The organism is Herbaspirillum lusitanum P6-12, from assembly GCF_000256565.1.
Taxonomy (GTDB): Bacteria; Pseudomonadota; Gammaproteobacteria; order Burkholderiales; family Burkholderiaceae_D; genus Herbaspirillum; species Herbaspirillum lusitanum.
In genome coordinates, this window is record NZ_AJHH01000353.1 from 1 (window position 1) to 25,204 (window position 25,204).

General features: G+C 54.8%; 14 protein-coding genes and 1 pseudogene. 8 read left to right on the forward strand and 7 right to left on the reverse strand.

The features are described 5' to 3' along the window. The 7 genes from HLUSI_RS34090 to coxB form a co-directional block, all read right to left on the reverse strand. The coding region (locus HLUSI_RS34090) for a hypothetical protein (protein ID WP_238533980.1) at positions 1 to 189 on the reverse strand (189 nt) is incomplete at its 3' end. Between the two features lie 149 nt (positions 190 to 338). Further along, on the reverse strand, positions 339 to 1,178 hold the full coding sequence (locus HLUSI_RS0111270) for a c-type cytochrome (RefSeq protein WP_016834083.1): 840 nt from the start codon (positions 1,176 to 1,178) through the stop codon (positions 339 to 341). Positions 1,179 to 1,209: 31 nt separating this feature from the next. Next, positions 1,210 to 1,581 (reverse strand): c-type cytochrome, encoded by a 372-nt coding sequence (locus HLUSI_RS0111275; protein WP_016834084.1) that lies wholly within the window; start codon positions 1,579 to 1,581, stop codon positions 1,210 to 1,212. After that, on the reverse strand, positions 1,578 to 2,489 hold the full coding sequence (locus HLUSI_RS28145; RefSeq protein WP_016834085.1) for a cytochrome c oxidase assembly protein: 912 nt from the start codon (positions 2,487 to 2,489) through the stop codon (positions 1,578 to 1,580). The genes HLUSI_RS0111275 and HLUSI_RS28145 overlap by 4 nt, the downstream gene beginning before the upstream one ends. Before the next feature lie 43 nt (positions 2,490 to 2,532). Next, positions 2,533 to 3,051, reverse strand: coding sequence for a cytochrome c oxidase subunit 3 (locus HLUSI_RS0111285; RefSeq protein WP_016834086.1), 519 nt, complete (start codon positions 3,049 to 3,051; stop codon positions 2,533 to 2,535). A gap of 128 nt (positions 3,052 to 3,179) precedes the next feature. Then, positions 3,180 to 5,111: a cytochrome c oxidase subunit I gene (gene ctaD / locus HLUSI_RS0111290; protein ID WP_016834087.1), complete on the reverse strand. Its 1,932-nt coding sequence runs from the start codon at positions 5,109 to 5,111 to the stop codon at positions 3,180 to 3,182. Next, positions 5,108 to 6,097, reverse strand: a complete 990-nt coding sequence (coxB, locus tag HLUSI_RS0111295; protein ID WP_050977693.1) for a cytochrome c oxidase subunit II — start codon at positions 6,095 to 6,097, stop codon at positions 5,108 to 5,110. The genes ctaD and coxB overlap by 4 nt, the downstream gene beginning before the upstream one ends. A 328-nt stretch (positions 6,098 to 6,425) precedes the next feature. Here coxB and HLUSI_RS0111300 point away from each other — a divergent pair, with 328 nt between their 5' ends. The 8 genes and pseudogenes from HLUSI_RS0111300 to HLUSI_RS32595 all read left to right on the forward strand — a co-directional run bounded on the left by HLUSI_RS0111300 (position 6,426) and on the right by HLUSI_RS32595 (position 24,878). Next, entirely contained in the window at positions 6,426 to 6,599 is a 174-nt protein-coding gene (locus HLUSI_RS0111300; RefSeq protein WP_157137823.1) for a hypothetical protein, read from the forward strand. 122 nt (positions 6,600 to 6,721) lie between these two features. Next, positions 6,722 to 9,303: pseudogene (gene ligD, locus HLUSI_RS28150) on the forward strand (DNA ligase D). Positions 9,304 to 9,305: 2 nt separating this feature from the next. Further along, positions 9,306 to 11,621 (forward strand): FdhF/YdeP family oxidoreductase, encoded by a 2,316-nt coding sequence (locus tag HLUSI_RS0111310; protein ID WP_016834090.1) that lies wholly within the window; start codon positions 9,306 to 9,308, stop codon positions 11,619 to 11,621. 597 nt (positions 11,622 to 12,218) lie between these two features. Then, a complete protein-coding gene (locus HLUSI_RS0111315; RefSeq protein WP_016834091.1) occupies positions 12,219 to 14,795 on the forward strand; it encodes a two-partner secretion domain-containing protein in 2,577 nt (858 codons plus the stop codon). Positions 14,796 to 14,860: 65 nt separating this feature from the next. Continuing rightward, positions 14,861 to 16,579: a ShlB/FhaC/HecB family hemolysin secretion/activation protein gene (locus HLUSI_RS0111320; protein WP_016834092.1), complete on the forward strand. Its 1,719-nt coding sequence runs from the start codon at positions 14,861 to 14,863 to the stop codon at positions 16,577 to 16,579. A gap of 26 nt (positions 16,580 to 16,605) precedes the next feature. Continuing rightward, complete coding sequence (locus tag HLUSI_RS0111325) at positions 16,606 to 17,460, forward strand: peptidylprolyl isomerase (RefSeq protein ID WP_029363410.1); 855 nt, start codon at positions 16,606 to 16,608, stop codon at positions 17,458 to 17,460. A gap of 50 nt (positions 17,461 to 17,510) precedes the next feature. Then, positions 17,511 to 24,239, forward strand: a complete 6,729-nt coding sequence (locus HLUSI_RS0111330; protein ID WP_157137825.1) for a two-partner secretion domain-containing protein — start codon at positions 17,511 to 17,513, stop codon at positions 24,237 to 24,239. Between the two features lie 12 nt (positions 24,240 to 24,251). Further along, the gene (locus tag HLUSI_RS32595) at positions 24,252 to 24,878 is read left to right on the forward strand and encodes an Imm52 family immunity protein (RefSeq protein WP_157137826.1); all 627 of its coding nucleotides are present in this window, start codon (positions 24,252 to 24,254) and stop codon (positions 24,876 to 24,878) included. Positions 24,879 to 25,204: the final 326 nt, after the last annotated feature.

A 25,204-nucleotide genomic window follows, 5' to 3' on the forward strand; every position in this document is an offset into this window, starting at 1 on the left:
CCCGTCATCTTGTTTTTTTGGCGCTGGACGCCCAGTGATACTTGAACCGGGACCTTTGCCTGATCCGGACGACTGAGCGCCGGCGCTTGTCAGGTATCCGATGCTGAGCATCAGCACAAGCAGACGTAAGCATGTTTTCATATCGATTTTCGTTCGGTGGCGGCGGTTTGTAAAAAAGGGCCTGTCCATATTTTTACTCCCTGGGTCTATGGTGTGTCTGGTGTCCGGTACAAATAGTGAGCGCGCACTTTGGAAATGAATATCAGCGGAGGGCTCAATTGAAAGTAGGACCCGGCTGACGGAGGAGCTGCGTCGCTCATGCGCTGCGACCCTTGAAGTTATTTCTCCAGCGAGCGCAGATATGCCGCCATGTCCTCGGCATCTTGCTGCGTCACCTCGAGATCAGGCATGGCGCTGTCCGGTTTAATTGCTTTGGGAGCGCGTATCCAGCGCACCAGATTTTCGTTCGTATTCGGTAAATAGCCGGCGATATAGCTGTGTCCATTGAGTCCCTGTAACGCGGGACCGACCTGAACTTGCGAGCCGCTGACCCCGGGAATGACGTGGCATGACCGGCAGCCATATTGGGCAAGTGCATTACGGCCACGCTCGAGGTTTTTCGAGGGGGCGGCATTTTCGGAGCGTAGCAGGGGTTCTGAGTTTTCTGGCGTAGCGGGGACGGCCTTGGCCGGCGAGGTTTCAGGAAGGTATTGCAGATATGCCACCAGCGCCCAGGTCTCGGCATCGCTCAGATGAAATTCCCACGCCGGCATACCGCTCATCTTGATGCCGTTACGGATAATCCAGTGCAGTTCATTGGGCTTCCAGCGACGTCGGGCCGCTGTCAAAGGACCGGGTACCGGTTGCATGCTGCGTCCCATCCTGTCGGGCGCGAGGCCGGGGGCGCCATGGCAGGCCAGGCAATAACTTCGGTATAAACCGGCACCCTGGCTGCGGAGCTCCTGCGTAAGCGGCGGCACCCTAGTCCCCGCGGCGTGATTCTGCACCGATCGCCGCATGGAGAATTCCAGCAAGGTGTAGACCGGCTGCCAGTGTTGAACGGCGGCGCCGACGTTGTACCAACCGCTCCAGATGACTACGCCCGCCCCGAGCATGAGCAGCAGGGCGCACGCCAGCATGGTCGTCACAACCAGTCGAAGCGACGTCAGCGGTCTCATCGTTGGTTTCCTTTCGGGGACAATGTGGTTGCTATTGTGCATAGAGATAGGCCGCCATATCTCGGGCATCCTTCTCGGTCACGCCAAGCTCAGGCATTGCCGTTCCGGGACTGAGGCTGCGCGGATGCATCAGCCAGCGCACCATGTTTTGTTGAGTATTCGGAAGGATCCCGGCCAGATAACTGTTGTCGGCGACGGAACGCAGATCAGGCCCAACCTGGTTTTGACCAGGTGCGACGTCCTTGATGCGATGACACGCGGCGCAACCGTAAGTCGCCAGAAGATACTGTCCCCGGACTTGGTCGCCGGTTACACTTCCAGCCTCCACTGCCGGTGCATTTTGCTTGCAGCCCGTCGCCAGCAGACAGCACAGCAGGCATGCGAGAGAAAAAAATTCTTTCATCGCGCGTGCTCCGATAATGCCGGTGGTGATCGCAACCACTGTGCACACAGCATCAGTCCTGCGATGACATAGGCCAGTCCACCTGGAACCCACATGATCAAACCGCCCAGTTGCTGGTCTTCCAATGTGCTTAGCCCCAGCGAATTGAATTGCTGACGGTATGGCGCATACCAGACGGTCGTGGACATGGCAAACAAGGCGCCCAGCGCCCCGGTGTGCATCATGGTGGTAAACAAGTAGAGAATTGCAGCGCCGCGTTGATTGTCGCGATACAATTCGCCAAGTACGCCCCACCAGAATAAAAGCGCAGAGAAGAGAAAGCTCGCATGTTGCAGGGCATGGATGCCGTCGTTACGCAGGGCGGCATCGAATAGCGGCGGAGCATGCCATAGCCACAGCGCGGCAAAGTGCAAGACCCAGGCATGCAAAGGGGCGATGAGTGCTCGCCAGCACCGTGCGACAACCGGATGATTGCCGGCCCTGCCCAATACATGACGCGCAGGCCGATTCCACGCCCACATCCACGTGCCGAACGGATAGCTCAGTACCAGCAGGGGGGCGGCGATGATCATCAACAATTCATGTTGAATCATGTGCATTGCAAACGACGTGGTGCCCATGGTATCTACCGGCGACCATAAAGCAGCAGCCAGCGCCAGCCACCCCAGCAAGAAAAAAGTGCCGCGTCGCACATGGGCGCTGCGCCCTTTGGTCGAGCGTCGCCACAGCCGGGCGGCGCCGATGACATACAGTAACAAGGATGCCGCCAGGCAGCCGTCGACCAGCAGCTCCAGCGCCAACGAGCTTGCTGTTGAGGACACGCGGGCAATCGGATGCGCCATGGCGACGGCGCCGGTCATCAACACCGTCCCCGCCAGGAATCGCAAAATGAAGGCACGAAAAATCATGCTCGTCGGTCTCCTCGTTTCCTTGTCTCCTGGTCGCTATCGGCTAAAGTCGCGCGCCGCCATAAATCACTGCATAGATGGCAACCCAGCTGATGACGACAAAATACCAATAAGCCGCGTTTTCACTGACGTCGACAAAGCGCTTGGCTTCCACGGGACCGGTGAAAAACAGAACCGTCAGCACCAGCGTGTTGTAGGTGTCGGTAATCAGATGGGTAGTGTGCAGCCCCAGTAACATCCATGTCACTGAGCCGTAAGCGTTGTCGCTCCACTTGACGTTGAGCGAGGCGAACTCGCCGACGCGGCCGCCCAGGAAAAGCAGCGAGAAAACCATGCAAATGCAAAGTCCGATCCGGACTTTTCGAAGGTCGAATTGCTTGGCGGCCTCGTTAGTCCACCAATTGGGCACGCAACTGAGCAGCATGAGCAAGGTATTCAGCGTCCCCCACATCAGGTCGGGCGGAATGCCGCCGTCCGGCCACTGATCCGATTGACTGCGCAGATAGAAATAGCTCATGACGCCAAGCGCGAAGACCGTGCCTTCTACCAGTACCATGCCCATGGTGCCCCACCAGGTAGTGCTGCGAGGACCGAACGCAAAGGTGGGAAGAGCACTGATATCGAGTGCGGCGCCTTGTCGCACCGCCTGTTTTGCAGGCTTGGCTGAGTGATGTGTATCGCCGCTCATGATCATGGTCGCATTTCGGTGGAGGTACGTGCGGCGGTACGGGCTTTCCTCGGCCAGAACCACAAGGTCGTCGTGATCGCCACCGGGATCGCTCCCCATACCACCGCCCAGGGTGTGAATATCGATCCGATAAACAAGACCGTCAATGCAACGGCTGAGAGAAACGGCCACGGCGACGGCGGCGGCAACCAGAAGCGGTGGTCCGGCTGTGCTTCTACTGCCGAAGTGATCAATACTTCCCGATCGGTGTTTGACAGGCCGGTGACGTAAGACGGTTGTGCAGGCGGCGACCAGAGGGGTTCGTTGGCATGCACGACGGGAACCGCAACGAAATTGCCTGCAGGCGGCGGCGACGGCACGCTCCATTCCAGCGTTCCCGCACCCCAGGGATCAGGGCCGGCCGATTCGCCGCGACGCAGGCTGCGCCATACGTTGAACAAAAACATCAGCACGCTCGCCGCAATCATCATTGCACCGATGGTCGACAAAAAATTCAGCGCTCCCCACCCCATTTGTACCGGATAGGTGTAGACCCGACGAGGCATTCCTTGCAGGCCGAGCATGTGCATCGGAAAAAAACTGACATTGAACCCGATAAAAAATAACCAGAATTGCCAGCGGCCCAGCCGTTCGCCCAGCAAGCGCCCGGTAAATTTCGGGAACCAGTAATAGATGGCGCCAAATAGCGGAAAGACGGCGCCGCCGAGCAAGACATAATGCAAATGCGCGACCACAAAAAAAGTGTCGTGTAACTGGAGATCGAGAGGTACAAGCGCCAGCATGATCCCTGTCAATCCGCCCAACAGCAGGATCACAAAAAACGCCAATACAAAAAGCAAAGGCGTGCGCAGAGAGAGCCGACCACTCCATAAAGTGGCGAGCCAGCAAAATATTTGCGACGCTGTCGGCAGCGCAATCAACAAGCTTGCGGCGGTAAAGAAGGCTTTTCCGATTTCGGGAAGATTGGTGGCGAACATGTGATGAACCCACAAGCCAAATGCGAGAAAGCCGGTGGCAATCAACGCCAGCACCATCAATGGATAACCGACAATGGGACGGCGTGAAAATGTGGCAATGATCTGAGACAAAAAGCCCAGTGGAGGGATAAAGATCAGGTAGACCTCGGGGTGGCCGAAGAACCAGAAAAGATGTTGCCACAACAGGGCATCACCGCCGTCCCCCGAGCTGTAGAACTGGGTGCCGACGAGGCGATCAGTGATGAGCGCAGTACTGCCGAACATCACCGCAGGCATGGCAAACAGCACCATGAATGACGTGACCAGCATCGCCCAGACGAACAAGGGCATGCGCCGCAACGACATGCCGGGAGCACGCATTTTCAGGATGGTGGTGATAATGACGATGGCCTCGATCAGGCCCGACAACTCTGTGAATGTGATCATCTGTGCCCAGAAGTCGACTCCCTTGCCGCTGGAATAGGAAGTCAGCGACAACGGCACATAAGCGAACCAGCCCACGTCGGGACCGCTGCCCACGATAAACGCGGCATACAACATCATCCCGCCGAATACGAAAATCCAATACGCAAACGCATTGAGTAGCGGAAAGGCGACGCTGCGCGCGCCGATCATCAGAGGAATCAAATAGATGGCAATTGCCTGCATGACCGGCACGGCAAAGAGGAACATCATGGTCGTGCCGTGCATGGTGAACAACTGGTTGTACAGCGAGGGGCCGATAACGGTGTTGGCCGGTTGCGCCAGTTGCAGCCGTATCATCAATGCCAGCACACCGCCCAGCAGGAAAAAGACGAACGTCGCGATCATGAAGCGCCGGCTGATCGTTTTGTGATTGACCGCGCATATCCAGCCCCGCCAGCCTGGCGGATCGCGCCAAGTCGCTTCCAGTGCATCAGCTTGCGAGGCCTCAACTGTGACGGCCACGCTGTCTGGGAAAGACGATGCAGACATCATCGCAATGTCTCCATGAAATCGAGCAGGGAGTGCAAATCGTTTGGTGTGAGTGTCGAAGGCGGCATCGCGACACCCGGTTTGATCGCGCGGGCATTGGCGATCCAGCCTGCCAGATGTCCGCGCTGGTTGGGTAGCATCCCGGCCGCGAGTGTTTCGCGCGCGGCCAGATGCGTCAGGTCGGGGCCGAGCGTGCCGGCAGCGGCGGTGCCGCGGATGGTATGGCAAGAGGCGCAGCCATTGGACAAAAATACCCGAAGCCCATGTTTGGCTGACTCGGTTTGTGGCGGCGCGGCAGGACGACGTTGCGACACTGCCCATGCTTCATACTGTTCGGCAGGTTTTGCTATTGCCAGCAATGCCATCAAGGCATGCTGCTCGCCGCAAAATTCAGCACACTGGCCGCGGTAACTGCCAGGAGCATCGGCGCGCAGGCGCAGTGTGGCCGTACGCCCGGGAATCAGGTCGAGCTTGCCATGCAGCGCCGGAATCCATAATGAATGGATAACATCGTCGCTACGCAGATTGATGAGAACCGTGCGGCCGACCGGCAATTGCAATTCGTTAGCGACGATGAAGTCGGGCGCGCCGGCGCTATTGAGGTACGTCGCTTGCCACCACCATTGGTGGCCGGTCAGATCGATGCGCAAGGCATCGTCGGGAAGCAATTGCGACAACTGACGAGCGGTCAGCATATCGACCGCGAATAAGCTACCCAGTCCTGCTGCAGACAAGCCCAGAGCCCAAGCGATGGCGATATGGTGAACGCGTTTGGAATGCTGGTTGTGAATGTCGGCTTTGGTGATTGCGGTGCTGCGTGGCGCCCGCCACAGAGCGTATAAAAAGACCGTCACGATCAGGAAAAACACGGCTCCGCATAGAACCAGCGTGAGATTCCACAAATTCCAGATCCGCTCCGCCTGGATGCCTTGCGGGTGCAGTACGCTCTGTAGAAATGCACCGGCTGACGTAGTGAATGGAGATGCCATGGACTGGTCGGGAACGATGAATAATCGACGGATTTGCAGATAACTGCGATAAAGGGGAATCGGAGAACCGATGAATTGGGGATCGGAAAATAGTGACGGCTTACAGCTGCCCCACGCACCAGCATGATAAAAAAATTATGCGCATAGCTAACTGATCCTGCTGTCGGCGTCACCCGCTTCATTCTGTAAGACAAGCAGACTTGTTGTATCTCTTGCTTCAATTTTTCCTACAACCAATAAAGAGCAAGGCCGACTGGCAGGCGTGGGAGGCAGGTCTATGCTCAGAATGAAACAAGCCACAAGCACAGCCGCAGACACGGAGTCACAGATGACCGAGCAAATAGACAAGCAAGCAAACCGAGCGTCTGGTGACGCTTCAAGCACTGCAGAGCGGATGGAAGGTGGTCAGGCGTCCAAGGCGCCGTCGAGGATTATTCTCGGGCTCATTGCCTTTCTTCTGGTTGGACTGGCGCTGGTGCTTAAATTATTTGGTGTGATCTGACTATTTAAACTTTCCCCCGGCAATGCGCGTGCACGCTATCACAGGATTATTTCTATGGTGTTTCTGACATGGGAAGCCGAATAGTTTTACGGAATGCAGCATGCTTTTAGTTAGGGCAGAAGATGGCTGATTCACTCAAACGTTATCGGGAGAAGCGTGACTTTTCGATCACGCCGGAGCCGGTGGCTCGGGGTGAAAAAATCAAAGGCAGGTTGGCGTTCGTGATCCAGAAGCACTGGGCGCGCCGACTGCACTATGACTTTCGCATTGAACTCAACGGCACCATGAAAAGCTGGGCCGTTCCGAAAGGGCCAAGCTTCGATCCGCACATCAAGCGCATGGCAATGCATGTCGAGGACCACCCGATCTCCTACAACAGCTTTGAAGGCGATATACCTGCCCGGCAGTATGGCGCGGGCAAAGTGATGATCTGGGACAAAGGTACATGGGAACCGATCGGCAATGCGGCCAAAGGCTATGCAGCAGGTCATTTGAAATTCCATCTCTACGGTCACAAATTGGTGGGGACATGGGCGCTGGTGCGCATGAACAAGCGTGAGGGGCGCCAGGATCCGTGGCTTCTGATCAAAGAAAAAGATGAATATGCGCAAGCCGATTCGGCATTCAGCGTGGTGGATGAGCGTCCTGATAGCGTCGCGGCTCTCGATCCGCCGCCCGTGCCGGAACAAACTGCGGTTGCAAGCGGGGAGGCAACACGGCAAGTGGCAAAAAAATCGGCCTTGCCGGAAAAATTCAGCCCGCAGCTGGCAACGCTGGTTGAACACCCACCGACAGAGGCCGGCGAGTGGCTGTATGAACTCAAGTTCGACGGCTACCGGATCCTGACTCGCGTAGAGGGACGCTCGGTGCAACTATGGACGCGCAACGGCAATTGCTGGACCGCGCAGCTTCCTGTACTGGAAAAATCCTTGCAAGACATGAAGTTGCCTGATGGATGGTACGACGGCGAGATCGTCGTGCTCGGTGCGGATGGTTTGCCGGACTTCCAATTACTTCAGCAAGCCTTTGATGGCCAGCATACCAACGATATCGTCTACTACCTTTTCGATGTGGCGTATTGCGGCGGTTACGACATCCGCGACGCGCCACTCATTGAGCGTCGCAAGTTACTGAAAAGTTTGTTCGATGGCGCCGGAGACAAATTGTCCGGCAACATTCGCTTTAGCGACAGCTTTGATGTCGATCCCCACGACATCTTGGCCTCTGCTTGCCGGCTTGGCCTGGAGGGCATGATCGGCAAACGCATCGACTCATCCTATACCCAGCGGCGCAGCCCCGACTGGGTCAAACTGAAATGCGGACAGCGGCAGGAATTCGTGATCGTCGGCCATACAGATCCCCAAGGTTCGCGAGCGGGATTCGGCTCGTTATTGCTTGCAGTGCATGACAAAGACGGCAGGTTACGCTATGCAGGCAATGTCGGCAGCGGCTTCGACGATTCCGGATTGGGGGCTCTCTCCAAGAAGCTGCATGCTTTGCACGTCAAGGAGGCTCCACTGGAAGGGCCGACCGGCAAGCATCGCAAGGTACATTGGGTCAAGCCGACGCTGGTCGCGGAAATCTCGTTCTCGAACTGGACCGCTGGTGGTCACGTACGCCACGCCGTGTTCCGCGGGCTGCGCACTGACAAAAAGCCGGAGGAAATCGTTCGCGAAAAACCGACGTTATTGACCGAGGACGAGCCGCACGAGAAGCTGCACGAAGGACATTCGGGACATGACAGCCTGGTGTCGGAAGGAGAGGACGGTGGTGCGCGTACCGCGTCGCCATCGCCGCTATCGCCGCAATCAACCCTATCCTCGTTTCGAATCACACATCCTGATCGCATTGTCGACAAAGAACGCGGCACGTCGAAAATCGAGGTGCTGCGCTACTACGCCCTGGTTGCACCGCTGATGATGGAGCACTTGAAGGGCCGTCCTGTATCGCTCGTGCGGGCGCCAACGGGCGTGGGCGGTGAACTTTTTTTCAGAAGCATCTTGAGCAACGCGCGATGGAGGGAATTCGAGCGCTCCCTCAGGCGATAGATCCGGATCATCCTCCTTATCTGGAAGTTGCAGAACCCTTGGGCTTGCTCAGTGCAGCACAGATGAACGTTCTTGAATTCCATACCTGGAACGGCACACGGACGTCCCCCACCAAGCCGGATCGTTTCATTTTTGATCTTGATCCCGGTAGCAATGTCAGTTGGGCGGCAGTGCAGGAAGCCGCGACTCTGGTGCGCGGATTTCTTCAGGAACTCGGCCTTCAAAGCCTGTTGAAGACCAGTGGCGGAAAAGGTCTTCACATTCTTGTCCCACTACGGCGGCAGCACGGGTGGGATACCGTCAAGGATTTCTCGCATGCCATCGCCACGCATCTGGCGCAGACCTTGCCCGAGCGGTTCAGCTCCAAGAGCGGGAGCCGCAATCGTGTCGGCAGGATCTTCCTGGATTACATCCGCAACGGTTTCGGCGCGACGACTGCCTGTGCGTGGTCGCTGCGCGCGCGTCCTGGAATGGGCGTGTCGGTGCCGGTGTCCTGGGATGAACTGGAGAGGCTGCAGAGCGGTTCGCAATGGAACATCTCCAACATTCATACGCGCCTCGACCGGGGCAATGCGCCGTGGAGCAATAACAGTTTTATCAATCAGTCCCTGACGTCTGCGATGCGGGCGCTGGGATTCCGGCCTCAGGAAAGCTAGCCATGCAAAAGGAAGACGATCCACGTAAAGCCCACTTTAAAAAATACCAGAACGCCGCCGGCGGATGGGGATCTGTCCGTGCCCTCAGCTCGATTCTGGGCCGAGAGAGAGTATTGGTAAAAGGCACAAAGGTATTGCTTCAACAAAATAAACCGGATGGGTTTGCCTGTGTGAGTTGTTCGTGGGCGAAACCGGCCGACCCACATGCCTTTGAGTTTTGCGAAAATGGTGCGAAGGCGACTGCGTGGGAGATTACCTCGAAGCGTGCGGATGCCTCTTTATTTGAACGACATACCGTGCGTGAGCTTGAAGGTTGGAGCGACATGGAACTGGAAGCCGCGGGTCGACTGACAACCCCGCTTCGCTACGAGGCCAGTTCAGACAAATATGTACCGGTTGCATGGGATGACGCCTTTGACGCTATCGCCGCAGATCTTCGGGCAATGGAGCCCGATGGAGTTGTGTTCTACTCGTCAGGAAGGGCTTCACTGGAAGCCTCCTATCTTTACCAGCTGATGGCCAGGATGTATGGCAATAATCATCTGCCGGACAGTTCCAACATGTGCCACGAGTCCACATCGGTAGCGCTTCCAAAAAGTATCGGCGTGCCGGTGGGGACGCTGACATTGGAGGATTTTCAACATACCGATTGCATTCTGTTTTTCGGTCATAACACGGGCACCAATGCGCCACGCATGCTGCATCAGCTTGAGGAGGTGCGCAAACGCGGTGTGCCCATCGTTACCTTTAATCCCATACGGGAGCGCGGTCTGGAAAAATTCGTCAATCCGCAGTCGCCGCTGCAAATGGCGACTCCTGCCCATACCGATGTCAGTACTCAGTATGTGCGCGTCAAGGTCGGCGGCGACATTGCCGCGTTGACCGGCATGATGAAGTGGATTCTCGAAACAGACGACGAGAAACGTATGAACGGAGGCGAACGGATTGTCGACGTCAACTTCATTGCAGAACACTCGCAAGGCTTTGAAGAATTGGCCGCCGCGATTCGTAAAGTTAACTGGACAGATATCGAAAAAGCCTCCGGTGTCAGTCGTGAAGAGCTGATCCAGGCGGCGAGAACCTACGTTAACGCCAAGGCTGTGATGTTGATGTACGGAATGGGGGTAACCCAGCACCGGGAAGGCGTACAAACGATTCACATGTTAACCAACCTGTTGCTGTTGAGAGGCAACATCGGCAAGCCCGGCGCGGGCATTTGCCCCATACGCGGGCATTCAAATGTTCAGGGCCAACGGACTGTCGGAATCACCGAAAAGCCTGAGCTTGTTCCAATGGATAAACTGAAGGAGCAATACGGATTTGAGCCGCCGTCGAAGAAAGGCTGGAACACGGTGGAAGCTTGTGAAGCAGTGTTGGCAAAGAACGTATCTGCATTTTTCATGTTGGGAGGAAACTTCGTACGCGCTGTTCCGGACCACCGGCGCATAGAGCCGGCGTGGCGAGAAATTCCTCTGACAGTGCAGGTACTTACCAAACTCAATCGCAGCGCGCTGATTCACGGCAAGAAATCTTACTTGCTACCCTGTCTGGGACGTATCGAAATCGACCGTCAGGCGAGTGGTCCGCAAGCCGTTTCAATGGAAGATAGCACCGGATGCATGCATGGGTCGCGCGGGCAAGCTGAGCCTGCTTCTCCCGAGCTGTTATCTGAAGTGGCGATCATCGGACAGCTGGCAAAACGTCTTCTACCTTTCAACCCCAAAGTGACGTGGCAGACTTGGATGGACGATTACTCGACTATTCGCGACGCCATCGAAATTACTTATCCGAAGATATTCAAAGATTTCAATCGCCGCATGTGGAATCCGGGAGGTTTCGCCAGGCCGATGGGCGCGCGTACACGGCAATGGGAAACACCTAACGGGAAGGCTAATTTTTTTCCGCCAACCTGCCTGGACGCAGATCCCGATATGCCTCCGCCCAGCGGCGACGTTTTGCGGTTAATGACAACACGAGGCGACAGCCAATTTAATACCACCGTATATGGCTTATCCGACCGATTTCGCGGTGTCCACGGAACACGGAAGGTGTTGCTGATGCATCGTGCAGACATTCAGCAGTTGCAGCTTTCAGAGGGGGACATCGTGAAGGCTATATCCGTAGTCCCTCCGGGGGAGGACCATATTGACCGCAGTGTCGGGGGCTTGCGCATTCAGGCTTTCGATATTCCCCGAGGTTGCGTACTGGGCTATTACCCGGAACTCAATCCTTTGATCCCGCTTTCTCACTATGCCAAAGAAAGCAAAGTGCCCGCGGTAAAGTCGGTTCCCATCCGGCTGTTGCGTGACGATCGTTGATTTGTTGGCTTCGATGGTATCGGCAACGAATTTGAACAATTTGTTATACGAGCCGATAGTGCCGGCAACGGAGACGGACGTTTGCTGTGCGTCGTTAAAGATATCGTTGTTCTTGAACGAAACTGGCGGTTGTGCAATGTTTCTTGGTCGATGCGAGCAGATCGCTTCTCCAGTATTTCAGTGATCTCTCCAGATAGTTCACCCAAACTCACTCTCTGCTGTTGAGCCAGTTGTATCACGTCATTATTGTTGATCATGACAGAAGAATTCAACGACAACATGGCTCGACTTTATCTGGTGCAGTTCTTCACGCCTTGATTGTTGGTAAAGAGCATCGATGTAGTTTGATTCATATTATTGGTATGTTGTTGTTTGTTGTCGCATGAACATTTCTATGTGGAAAACGTTTCTGTATAAACACAGCCTTACACATGTAAAGCCTGTGTAGAACAAAAACGAGAACAGCAGCGACCGCAACATCCTCACAAGAATGACCGGTCTGTCAGTGCGGGTCTCCAGAGCTAAATCAGCAACAAAAAAATAATCTGGGAAGTCGGGATGGGGTCTTCATTTTTAACCTGCTTGAGGCGTATTGCCTTGGGTGCGGCATTTGTACAAACCTCGATTGCATACGCAGCGGGCATCGTTGCCGATGGCGGTACAGCGACGACGGTGTCAACCAGCGGAGGCCGGCAGACGGTCAATATCGCTCCCGCAGTGTCGGGCGTTTCGCACAATACCTATACCGAATTCAATGTCGGGACGGCAGGCGCGGCGCTCAATAACGTCGGCGTCAATGCACGCAATATCGTCAATCAGGTCACGAGTACCAGCCCGAGTCTGATCCAAGGCGACATCACGGTATTGGGTTCGCGTGCGAACGTCATCATTGCGAATCCCAACGGCATTACCGTCAACGGCGGAAGCTTTGTGAATACGGGTAATGTGGTCCTGACGACAGGGCAGGTCAGCTTCAACGACATCACGCTGTCTCCCGGTAATGTCCAACGAAATATTGTTCTCAACACCTCGCAAGGCCAGATCGTCATTGGTCCAAACGGACTTAGCGGCGCGATCCTCGATCTGGAGTTGATCGCCAAGCAGATCACCGTCAATGGCCCTGTCCTCAATACTGTCAGCAATTCGGCAGCGCGAATCCGTACCGTCGCCGGCGGCAGTCATTCGGAAATCGACGGCAGCGTTTCACCTACCGATCTGATTAGCACCTGGATTGGGCATACGGCATCCGGAAGTGGCAATCCGGGTGCGACTACGTTGGACATCACGGCGCTGGGGAGCCTGACTGCCGGTCGCGTTGAGCTGGTCATCACGGAGCAAGGAGCCGGAGTGCGGCATGCCGGCGTCATCTATGCCAACGTGGGCGACTTCACCATCGCCGGAAATGGCGATTTGCACATCGCTGGCGGTCGCATTCAGGCTGCCAATGATGTGGTGATGGCCAACGCCAATGTCGATAGCCAGAGCAGCAATGGCAATGTCGCCTCCATTCAGGCCGGAAGAACGATTGACATCCGAACCGGCGGTGTGGCGCTGGTAGATGCCAATTTAACGGCGGGCCAGCGCACGATTGATGCCAGCGGCAACGTGGTTGTCACGCAACGCGGCAATATTTTCATCGGCACAGACGGCGTGGCAGGCACCAACGATTACTCGTTTAATCGCGCCGTGTTCGATGCAACTGGTGGCATCGGTATCTATGACGATTCGCGGCAGATACTGATCAACGCAAGCCAACTGGCGGCCGAGCAGGACGTTGTTCTGAAAAGCAAAAATATAGCGTTGTCGAACACTTCGCCTTTTCTCAATTCGCTCGGCACAGCAAGCCTTAGTTCGACGACGAGCACCGTCGCTCTTACGGCAACGGACGTTATCCAGTTATCGGGTTTTACGGTAAACGGCGCTGCGGGTGTCAGCGTGAATGCGGCGTCTTTGACAACCAATGGAGTGCGTGACGCCGCTAGCGGCAGAGTCTTCAAGAGTGCTTTGCGATCTTCCGCAGCCGACGTCTCCGTGACGACGACCGGTGCCTCCAGTTTTTCAGGAACAGATGTAGCCGCCGCGCAAAATGTCACTGTGCAGGGCGGAAGCGTCATGACGACGAATGATGGCGACTTATCCTCGAGTATTGTCGCCGTGAACGGCGGCCTGCTCATGACCAGTGCCACGGATATCACCAACATCGGCAGTCTGCTTCAAGGCAATAAACGTATTGCGGGTAACGGCGCGTCGCTTGGTGCGGTGACTATTCGTACCGTTGGTTCCTTCATCAATCAATCGCCGTCAGAAACACTGCTGGGCGCCGTATTCGGTCTCAACGACGATGTCGCGATACGCTCTTCCGGTGACATCACCAACCACAATGCGCGTCTGATCAGCAATACCGTTCTGTCGCTGATCGCTGGCGGTACCGTTTCCAACATCATCGACAAGATGGCAGGAGCGAACGGCGAGCAGGCATCGGCATATCAAACGAGCAGCAGCCGTTGGTTGTTTCTGACGGAAAGAAGCAGTGGCTTTGATATCGACTATGGTCGTGTCGCGATGCCTAACCAACTGGCGTATCTGGTTGGGGAAAATGGCATCGATATCCAGGCCGCGAATTTTGTCAATCAGGGCGGTATTGGGCTGGTCAACAACGGCAACATCAATATCGCCGTTAGCGGTGCGTTTCGTAACGAGGCCTTGTTTGACGGGCAGGCGCATTACCAGCGTAGCTGCATGATTTTCTGCAGTGCGAGCGCGTCGAGCAACATTACCAGTCACGGCGGAACGTTGACAGCGAGCGGCAACATCACCATCACCGCAGGTACAGAGGCAGCAAACATCGGTGGTGACGTGCTCGCACTGGGAAATCTCACGGTCACTGCGCCCCGCATCTATGCCCAAGGCGTGATGGGATATCGCGCCTATTCGCAAAGCGGCATGAAAACCTGGTTCGGTAGTAGTTGGGCGCGTTTGTATGCGACCGATACCGGCGGCACCTGGACGGCAGGGAACAAGCTGACGCTTAATGGCCAAGGCATTATCGACGGCGGAAGTTTCACCGGATTGACGGAGATGATTGCCGCCAACGGCATATTGACGCTACGCGCGCCACATCGGGATCCGGTCTCCATCGAGCATAGTCTGGGCTTGGGAAGCGGGCTATGGTGATGTCGATGCGTGTTTTTCGTAGTGAGCGCAATGGCAATGTCGCTCGATTTGTTTCGCGTATCGCGATGGCGACTGCCATCGAATTGGTGTGCATACATGCGTATGCGCAGGTGCCGCGCCCGGAACAAGATCCGGCGCAACGGCTCTTGCAAGAGCAGCGCGATCGCGAGCGGCAGCGTGAAGCTACGCAACCGGCACCACAGATCGACGCGCCCAAGCCGGTGGCAAGCGGTGCTGACACGATTGCCGACGTGGAGCAACTGCCGGAATCGGGACCGACCTTTCTTATTCACCAGATCGACATTGCCGGCAATACCGTCCTGTCGGAGAGCGAGCTGAATCAGATCATTCAGCCTTTTCTGAACAAATCCCTGGGCGGAGCCCGAATCAATTTGTTGTTGCGACGTTTTACCGAAGCTTTCGTCAAAAACGGTCTCATCACCACACGCGCCTATCTTGGCGAACAGAACCTGAAGTCGGGCGTGCTGGTGATTACTTTTGTTCCGGGAAAAGTCGAGTCGATTCAGCTCAATGGCCAGGCGCTGTCGCCACGAAAAGATGGCGCTACGCCAGATAGCGGAGGATGGCTGACTGAACTGGGCGTACGCATGGCGGTTCCGACCGGGCCTGGTGATCTGCTGAACCTGACTGATCTGGAACAAGGAGTAGAGCAGATCAACCGCATGCGCCGCAACAAAGCGGAGATGCAAATTCTCCCCGGCACCACACCCGGCGGATCGATCATCGGCCTCAACAACAAGGTCGGCGACCGCTTGTGGTTCAACGCGGGCATCGACAATTACGGCAGTCAGCAAACGGGACTGAACCGCACACGTATCGGTGTCGAAGCAGACAATCTTCTCGGCTTTCAGGAAATATTGTCATTCAACTATAGCGGCAGCAGGGAGACGAATGCACTGGTGGCATCGGCTTCCGTACCTTTCGGCTACAACACCTTCAGCTATACCGCCTCTCTTTCCGAGTATCAGACCCTGATCGGTGATACCGCGCTCCTGTATGGGAACACCGTGGCAAACACCTGGGCGTGGAATCGTGTCATTGCACGTAGCCAGACTGCCAAGACAGCCGTCGATACGAGTCTTTCTTTGCGCAGAGCCGACCGCGATATCAATAACCTGACATTGGATCCACAGAAGCTGACGGTCCTGCGTGTCGGCATCAATACGCTTCAACGCTTTCTGGTGCGGCAGCAGCCAGCCGCGTTGACTCTGGAGGCGGGGATATCCAAAGGCCTGAGCGCATTTGGTGCGAATAAGGATGACGCCCAGATTCAGCAGAATGAAGCACATAGTCAGTTCACCAAAGTGGACTTCAACGGCTCGATTACGGCCGCCTTGCCGAATGTGGCTTCCATGGCGCTGACGCTGAAATCGCAGGTCAACGGGCAATGGTCGCGGCAGTCCCTATTCGGATCGGAACAGCTCTTTGTCGGAGGCATGTCGTCGGTCCGTGGTTTTCGGGAGAACGGCATTAGCGGCGACCGTGGCGCCTATGCAAGAAATGAAGTGATCTGGGCCAATGCACCGTCGCTCAGCGATGTACGTTTTGAACCCTACATATTTTTTGATATGGGGCTCACTGAGCTGATTTCAGAACAGCGCACGAGAAAGCTCTCAGGGGCAGGCGTTGGCGTGCGCATGCAGCTTCAGCTGGAGAAACAGGGCTGGTCCAGCGAGATTACGTTGGGACGCCCCATCCAGCAGCCGGATTATTTGGAAAAGAGAAGCGTGTTGTTGTTAGCCACGCTGAATTGGTCGTATTAAAAATTTATCGTTCATCAGAGAAAAATATGAAACAGCTCACAGCAAAAAAAATCGCACTTGGTCTCCTCGTCGGCGCTTTGTTTTCGCCCGTCTCGGTCTTTGCTCAAACAGCGCAAAAATCAGCCTTGCCTCCGGGTGTGGTGGCAATCGTCAATGACCAGAAAATTACAGAAGAGCAGGTCAACACGGCCGTTAAATTAACGGGACTCCCTGATAGCCCTCAACTGCGTAGCGCAATAAAAAGCCAATTAATTGCTAGAGAACTATTCCGTCAGCAAGCTGCAAAAAATCCAGCGCTCGAGAAACGGGATGAGGTGAAGAAAGCAATGCAATTTGCTAAAGAAGCGGCAGTGATTCAGACCTATTTGCGTGACGCAATCAAGCCAGCGCCCGTGACCGAAGAAATGGTGAGGGAGCAATTCAATGCCATCGTCGCCAGTCTCGGTCCAAATGAATACAAGGCTCGTCTGATTCAGGTAGCTGACGACGCGGCAGCGCAAAAAGTATTGGAGCAGTTGAAAGCAGGCACCGACTTCGCCAAGCTGGCGGCGCAAGTCAGTCTCGCCAGCAACAAGGCCAAAGGCGGAGAACTGGAATGGATCAGTTTCAAACTGCCGGCGCAAGAAGGAAAAACACAAAACCTGCCGTTACCTGTGGCGCAGGCGATCGCCCAGCTCACTCCCGGCGCATTGACACCGGTACCGGTGGTCTGGAATGGCGAGCGCTACATCATCCGCCTGGACGAGCTGCGTCCGACTCAAATTCCGCAATACGACAGCGTCAAAGTTCCGCTGCGTCAAACCATGGAACGTCAGGCCTTGGAGCGCGCCACGATGACCTTGGTTGGCGACCTGACCAAGTCGGCGAAGGTCCAGCAATAGGCTGCGTTGATAGTGCGAAAGAGCAGTAAAAGAAAAACAAGAGGGAATCCATGCAGCGCGCGACACAATCCAAAACATTGTCTGACACACCAACTGTACCGGTAGAGAACGCTTTGACGCAAACGTTTCAGTTGTCTATTGGAACGGGACCGAAACAGCGACCTCTCTGGCAGAGGATCATTTCCGGTCTGCTGGTGTTTACGTTATGGATTGGGCCGCTGCAGTTCGTCTGGCAGGATGCAAGGAATTCTGCATCCGTCTTCGGCGTGAGCATTGAGACACAGGTTGCGCGCGAAGGATTTGTCGACTGGCAGACATTCCTGGTCCAAGTGAAGAAAAGCGCTGACGTGGCGGCGCAAGACGGTGGCTGGTTGCCGACATTGGCGCTACTGGAAAATAAAATCCCTGGCATTGTGCGCACCATTGCGAGTAAGACGACAGAGCGGCTGCCATCGCTGGAATTCGGCACCCCGGTCTTTGCCGCGCCAATTGCGGACCCTGCGGCGCCTATCCGTTTTCAGCCGCAAGTCACACAAAGTACCGGCACTGGTGGAGGCGTTCCGGTCGTCAATATCACGGCACCCAACGCTGCCGGCATCTCTTTGAATCAATATAGCCAATTCAATGTCGATGCCATCGGCCTGATTCTCAACAACAGCCTGATCACCGGTGGCAGTACGCTGGGTGGAACGGTCTCGGCCAATACCGCATTGGGAGGACGGCAGGCGTCACAAATCATCAATCAGGTCACCACACAGGGAAGTGCCAGCACGATTGCCGGAACGATCGAGGTATTCGGACGGCAAGCAGACGTCATCATTGCCAATCCCAATGGCATTAACTGTACTGCGTGCGGATTCATCAATACGCCACGCGTCGTCATGACGACAGGAACGCCACAGTTTTTGTCAGCACGCGGTGGCGCCGTCAGTAATTTTGATGACGCCAAAGCACTTTCTTACGATGTGCGTGGCGGACATATTCAGATTGAAGGACTGGCCGGCGCGAGTGGAACGCCAGGCGCAGGCATTGAAGGCAGCGCCGGCGTCATTGATTTGATCGGCGGTAGCATCGGCGTCAACGCCTCCATCAATGCGGGCCAGCAAATCAATCTGATCAGTGGGCAACAAACCGTTTCAGAAGCCGTGGCCGGGCAGGGCAAGGTGGGCAGTGACTACAATGTCGCCGCCAATGGATCGACGCCAAACTTCGGCGGTCCTAATCCCGCGTTGCAGATTGATGCGACGGCATTCGGCGCTATGAACGCCGGTCAGATTAAAGTGATCGGAACCACGGCTGGCCTTGGCGTCAGAGCGGGTGTTCTGAACGCCAATAATGGCAATGTCACGATCGATGCCAATGGCGACGTCAATGCGACCAGCGTCTATGGCAGCCAAGGGGCGAGTATCAGAGCGAATGGCGGCGTCAGCGTCGGTAGTGTGACCAGTTATGGTGCTACATCGGTGACTGCGGGTACGGATGTAGCCATCGGCCAGATGACTGCCGCCAACAATACACAGATATCCGGACGCAATGTCGCTCTGGGTAATACCGTCGTCGGCGGTGCGCTGGCAATCAACGGCAGCGGCAATGTCACCACCAGCCAGACGGGAGCGATTGTCGGGGACGTGCAGGTTTCTGCTGGGGGAATGTTCTATAACTCGGGAAATTGGACCACCGGCGGCAATTTAACCATCACTGCGAATACAGTCGGCAACGCCTTGTCGTCACAGTTGGCCGGCCTCGCAAGTACGAGCGTCACGGCAAACAATCTGGCGAACTACGGCACGTTGTATGGTGACAATCTGCGCATCAACGTGTCCGGCGCGCTGGATAACAGCTTCGGCAGCATGCTGGCAAAGAGCCTGCTGGTTGCCAACGTCAATAGCTTGGCCAGTAATCTTGGTGGCACGATCTATGTCGGTGATCCTAACGCCGCAGCCAATGCCACTCCGTCAGGCGATCTCGCTTTAACGGTATCAGGCGCTGGTAGCAGCTTCAACAATCTGGGTGGATTGATTGCCGCCAGCAATGACCTCACCGTCAGTGCAGCGAACACCGCGTTGGATCTGTCGAGTACGACGAGCGGCCAGCTGAATGCGGGCGGTGCGCTGACGCTCAATGCCGGCGTCTTGGTCAACAGCGGCGCGTGGATGGCGAGCGGAAGTCGTGTCTCGCTGTCAGGTGTGAACGGCGTCGTCAACGCCGGCGTGATTCAGAGCAGCGGCGATCTCAGCTTGTCGTCTTCCGCAGGCGTGATCACCAATGCTGGTGCACTGGTCGCTGGTCGAGATCTGACTGCCAGCGGGACGATGAACAACCTTGCTGGCGCAGTGCTGCATGCAGAACGTGACCTGACACTCAGTGGTACAGGGACGAATGCCGGCACGATCGAAGCGCTCAGGAATGTTGTTCTTCAAGGCAGCAACTTCGACAACAGCACTGGCGTCATTCAGGCTAATAACAATTTCTCGGCCAATCTGAGTGGGACGCTGACGAACGTTGCGGGAACGATTGCTGCGCAGAAGGATGTGTCGATTCAGGCGGCGACTGTTAATAATGATCGAGCGGCACCAGTCACGTTAGTTTCAACAAGTACACAAGCAGTTAATTTCGATTTGGTTAGTACTGTCAGGATTGGATCCATGGCGGAGCGTTTTACAACCACATCGGATAGTAATGGAGCGGGACAATTTGATCCTCCAATTCGCTACAGGACCGTAGCTGCACTTATTTCAAATGTATTAAATACAAATGATCCGGACGCCAACAACACTGCTGATGGCTTTGCCGCTCACGACGGGGCGAAAAACAATGTCACAAACATCGATAAAACACTAGGTACTTTTACCATCACTGATCCGTTTGGCGTTGCGACAACCTATGCGTTACCTACGGTGGATCGCATCGTGTTGCAACAAAAGGAGGGGACCGCTGGCCAAATTCTAGCCGGTAACAACGCGGTGATTTCTGCTGGATCACTCTCCAATCGAGGGAGTACGATCTCTGCGGCCAATAATTTAATTGCCAATCTGGGAAGTTTGCAGAATGGCTCTTCAGATACCGTTATTACGTCTCGGACGGGAGACACCGTCAATCTGGCCTCACTTACAGCATTTGCCCAAAAAAACCAGCCATATCTCGCGGCCTTAAATTCTTATAAACCCGACAATACGCTGGTCGCGCCTACTAGTGTTGTTGAGACGACGGTACTCGGTACACGAGGCATGCTCCGTGCGGGTGTCGATGTTGCTCTTAACGGATCCGGAAATCTGATCAACGCAGGTGATCTGGTCGCTGGCAACAACATCACCATCACGTTGCCAGGAAATTTCGTCAATCAGGGAACGTATCAGTCATCATTCACCACGAAGCCAGGCTGTCTGCCAAGTGTGACGTGTCGTGAAGACAATGCCCACGTCGATACCTTTGCCTATCAGCAGACACCCAACAACGTCGTCGCTGGCGGCACACTGACCGTTACTGCCGGTACGATTTCCAATGATTTCGGAACGCTGTCAGCACGCGGCAACGTCAATCTCAACGCAAACAGCCTGGACAATCTTGCGGGCACCATCTTGTCGACTGCCGGCGACGTCAACATTACCGCCTCAGCGATTACCAATCGCGTCGTCAGCCCGGTAACAACGCACGTCAGTTACGGCAACGAAAACCCTGAATTCGCACTGGGCTGCAATGCCGGTGGCATTTATAAGGGCAGCGAATGCAACATCGATCGCCAGAACCAGGCCAGCGCGGCAGCGGTTATCAGCGGCGCTCGCAATATCAATATAGATGGCGATTCTCTGGTCAATATTGGCGGTCTGATTACCGCTGGTGCCGATGCCAACATTGACATCTCCGGCTCGGTCAGCAATACAGCAGTCGCATTGAATACTTATTGGCAAGGACATTGGACTGAAGAAACCTGCTGGTTCTGCAGCGATAAAGAACACTACACCAACGGCGTCATCGCGGATGGTACGCAAATCGCCGGCATCCAGGCAGGCAACGCACTGACTGTCATGTCCGGCGGCAATGTGGTCAATACGGGCAATCTTTATGGCACGGACGTGTCGTTGAGTGGCTTGAATCTGATTAACGGCATTACTGATACCAAGCAGCCGACTGCGGCCTCAACAATTGCGCCGCAACTGGTACAAATCGGACCGAGTGGCGATGTCGTGGCATCCGACGGCACACCGAGTACATCGGCTCCAGTCTATGCAGTAAGCATCTCCGGCGGCGACTTGCTGTCGACGTTTGGTCCAGGCTTGCTGGTGTCGAACTTGCCGCCGGAATTACGTCCAGATACCAATCTTTTCTATTATGACGCATCGACAGAGAACAATCTGATTCGTCAGGCTGCAATTACACAAACCGGCTCCGGTACATTCATTAACGGCGTGGCATGGAGTTCGTCCAACAGTCTCAGTATCGATGACCAGCAGAAGGCGATTCTCTATAACAATGCGATCGCGTACGCAACTGAGAACAACCTGCAGCTTGGCAAGCCATTGACGGCCGGGCAGGTAAGTGCGTTGGATAAGCCGATGCTCTGGTACACAGAGCAAACCGTGCCGGATCCCGCGTGTTCGTTCAGCAGCACAAAATGCGGTACGGTCAACGCTCTGATGCCGCAAGTTTATTTACCTCAAAACTATGCAGGTACCACGGCTGGTGGCGTGATCAGTGGCACCGACGTCAAACTGACGTTCCAGGACAGTATTACCAATACCGGGATCATTCAGGCAACTAATCTGAATGTTCAAACCTCGACGCTGACCAACGAACAGCGCAGCGTCGATATCGGTACCTCGGCATACAAGGTGCAGGGCGGCTGGATGGAGTACACCGGCACGCAACTGCAGCCGGGCGGCTTCATGTCGGCGGTCAATCTCAATGTGCAGGCAGATCGCATTACCGCTATTGGAGATGCATTCCGTGTGGTCAATGCGGACGGTACACCGGATACCGCAGGAACCGCGGCGCTACTGAGTTCCTTGCGGCAGCAGTTGGGCAGTGATTTCACAGAAATCACCCCCCACGACAATATTCAGACGAATTTCATCAAAGACACAAGCGGGCCGGGCGTGTTCGGGCAAGTGCTCATCATTGCCATTGCTATCGCTTTGGCGGTTGTGACCGGAGGAGCCGCCGCCGCCGCGCTTGGCTCGATGGAACAAGCTGCTTCAGTGGCCATGCTTGAAGCAGTAGCCGGTGGAGCCACTTTTGCTGAGGCTGCTGCTGTCGGTGGCATCATGGCAAGTTCCGCATTTGCAGCGGGAGGATTTGCTACCGTCGCACTTTCTGCTGCGGCCGGTGCAATGGCATCAAGTGCCTTTACGCAATTGGCGACAACGGGATCGTTGGATATTGGAAGCGTGTTCAAGGCTGGGGCAGTATCTGGTGTGACTGCTGGAGTGACAGCAGGAGTTCTTGGCAACACATCCGGAAGTCTGGGCGCAAGTGATGCCGGGGCAGGTACTGCTACCGCACCGACAACTGTCACTGCAGGAGTTGGTGGAGTACCCGCGCTCAATCAAGGCGATTGGCTCAGTTTCTTGACAGACAAGACGCAATACACAAGCAATCTTCTGATTAAGAGTGCTATCAGTGCAGGGATCAATTCTGCTGCTTATGGCGGTAGTTTCGGAACAGCCTTGGTAAACAATGTGATTAACAATTCCGCGGCAATGGCTGCCAATGGAATTGGTGACTGGACGTACTCAGATCAGACCAAAGATCCAAATTTTATTGCAAATCTGATTGCGCATAGTGTGCTGGGTTGTGCTGCCAGTTCTGCCAGTGGCACCGGATGCGAAGGCGGCGCTTTGGGGGGATTAGCAAGCGCAGCCTTGTCTCCAGATGTGATTAAAGCAATTGATCCGACGGGAGAAGCATTAACTCCTCAGCAAATAGCCTTGGTAGCGGCACTTTCTGCGTTGGCTGGAGGAACTCTGGCAGGAATAGCCGGAGCAGACGCTCATGCAGGCGTAACTTGGGCTGCGAATGAGGCATTGAACAATGCGACAGGAAGTGATCACGTCGAAGCGGAGGCAAAGAGCGGAGGAGTGCTGAGTTCCTTCTGGAACTATATAAAAGACTATGCGGCCGGCTCAGCTAGCGGTTTTGTCAATGTGCTCAAAATGTCGCTAGGGAATAGCGCCAATCAAAATCAGTTTCCTCCCGAAATAGATGGCGATTTTGGACCCCCATCTTCTACAGGAATGGCCCCTGTAACAGGTATGCCGATTCTCCAATGCGCCGGCATGGTTTGTCGTTGGGCAATAGTGCCAATGGGTTCGTCGGGAACTTCGCCTAGTACGAGTAATGTAATTTTATCTACGGGAAGTAATGATGGAAATGGCACCGGCAACGCGAACAATTCTGGGACTGACGAAAACGGAGGAAGTTGGGTGGCTGTAAACGAATCTATGCCGGATCGGGCAAGAGCCTATCAGGCACAGATTACGGGTGAGACTGGGAAGTCGTACTTACTTAAAGGAGTAAAATTTGACGGCGTAACTCCCGATGGAACATTGCAGGAAGTTAAAGGCCCTGGATATAAAAATTTTGTCGGAAGTGATGGACAATTTAAACCTTTTTTCTCTGGGCAAGCAGATATGCTGGATCAGGCTGCAAGACAACTACAGGCTGCTTCTGGCAAACCCATTCAATGGACAGTCGCCGAGCCAACTGTGGCCACCGCAATTCAGAATCTCTTTAGTGCCAATGGTATAAAGGGAATTTCTGTTGTGTATGCAGCCCCCAAATAATAGGAGAATATATTGGAAACATATTTAGCTGCCGCATATTGGGGGCCTCGCAAAGAATCCATCGAAGCGTGTGCTGTCAGAGCGGAGAATTTTTTTGCATCATTGGAGTTTACTTCGGACCTTCTTAAGGGATGGCGACGACAAGGAGTACGGAAATCGACTGCCAGTAAAACCTCACCGGAAAGTTTGACAACTGAATCGTTGCTAGGCTTGTTATCGAGTGGCAGAAATAGAAGGGATGGCGACGGTTCGTCGATAGATAATTTAGGTTACCGTATCTCGCTGTGGAATGGAGGCGACACAACTACTGCAGCCTCTATCATGATTACGTGTGGACTATATGCTGGTACTGTAGGTTTATCTAATGCCGCCGTACTGCGACTTCCTGTTAAATTTGATATTTTCTCAAGAAATTGTGCTGAAGCGCTCATGAGAAATTTTATATTGGCGTGGGATCCCGATTGGGTTGTTTTGGCTTCTAGTTCTAACTTGGCGCGCATTGATACAGGTCCGTTTTTAGATCAAGGTGTGTATATACGGGCATCAATGTACTCAGAGTTTGTCGCTCCGCAAAAGGCTATCGTTAGAAAATTGGAAAATGGTGTATTGTATTTGCGTGCGGACCAAGGCCTCATTTGACGGCATCAGCATAAATCGAAAAACTCCTACGCTTGCAGTTCCGATGCTAGATTTTCCAAGTAGAAATTGTCGCTAGCCCAAGCCGCGCAAAGTAAGAAATTCGGCGGTCATCACCATCTAGAGTCCAGCCATTCTTCGGCTAACACTTAACGTATTGTCGGAAAAAGAAAAAATGCCATCAGTTGTGGATGTCATCCTGGCACCATCAATGTTTGATGGTGCGTTGTTTTTGCAATTCACCACCGCGCAACATGATGAACGCAATGAAGGGTGTAAGCGCCAACGAGAGAAATAGCCTGTAGATTTGCATCGAAAACTGACCCACT

Excerpts from the sequence above, each read along its gene's own strand:
- HLUSI_RS0111270 (WP_016834083.1), bottom strand. The coding sequence starts at position 1,178 with ATGAGACCGCTGACGTCGCTTCGACTGGTTGTGACGACCATGCTGGCG.
- HLUSI_RS0111275 (WP_016834084.1), bottom strand. The coding sequence starts at position 1,581 with ATGAAAGAATTTTTTTCTCTCGCATGCCTGCTGTGCTGTCTGCTGGCG.
- HLUSI_RS28145 (WP_016834085.1), bottom strand. The coding sequence starts at position 2,489 with ATGATTTTTCGTGCCTTCATTTTGCGATTCCTGGCGGGGACGGTGTTG.
- HLUSI_RS0111285 (WP_016834086.1), bottom strand. The coding sequence starts at position 3,051 with ATGGGCATGGTACTGGTAGAAGGCACGGTCTTCGCGCTTGGCGTCATG.
- ctaD (WP_016834087.1), bottom strand. The coding sequence starts at position 5,111 with ATGATGTCTGCATCGTCTTTCCCAGACAGCGTGGCCGTCACAGTTGAG.
- coxB (WP_050977693.1), bottom strand. The coding sequence starts at position 6,097 with ATGGCATCTCCATTCACTACGTCAGCCGGTGCATTTCTACAGAGCGTA.
- HLUSI_RS0111300 (WP_157137823.1), top strand. The coding sequence starts at position 6,426 with ATGACCGAGCAAATAGACAAGCAAGCAAACCGAGCGTCTGGTGACGCT.
- HLUSI_RS0111310 (WP_016834090.1), top strand. The coding sequence starts at position 9,306 with ATGCAAAAGGAAGACGATCCACGTAAAGCCCACTTTAAAAAATACCAG.
- HLUSI_RS0111320 (WP_016834092.1), top strand. The coding sequence starts at position 14,861 with ATGGCGACTGCCATCGAATTGGTGTGCATACATGCGTATGCGCAGGTG.
- HLUSI_RS0111325 (WP_029363410.1), top strand. The coding sequence starts at position 16,606 with ATGAAACAGCTCACAGCAAAAAAAATCGCACTTGGTCTCCTCGTCGGC.
- HLUSI_RS0111330 (WP_157137825.1), top strand. The coding sequence starts at position 17,511 with ATGCAGCGCGCGACACAATCCAAAACATTGTCTGACACACCAACTGTA.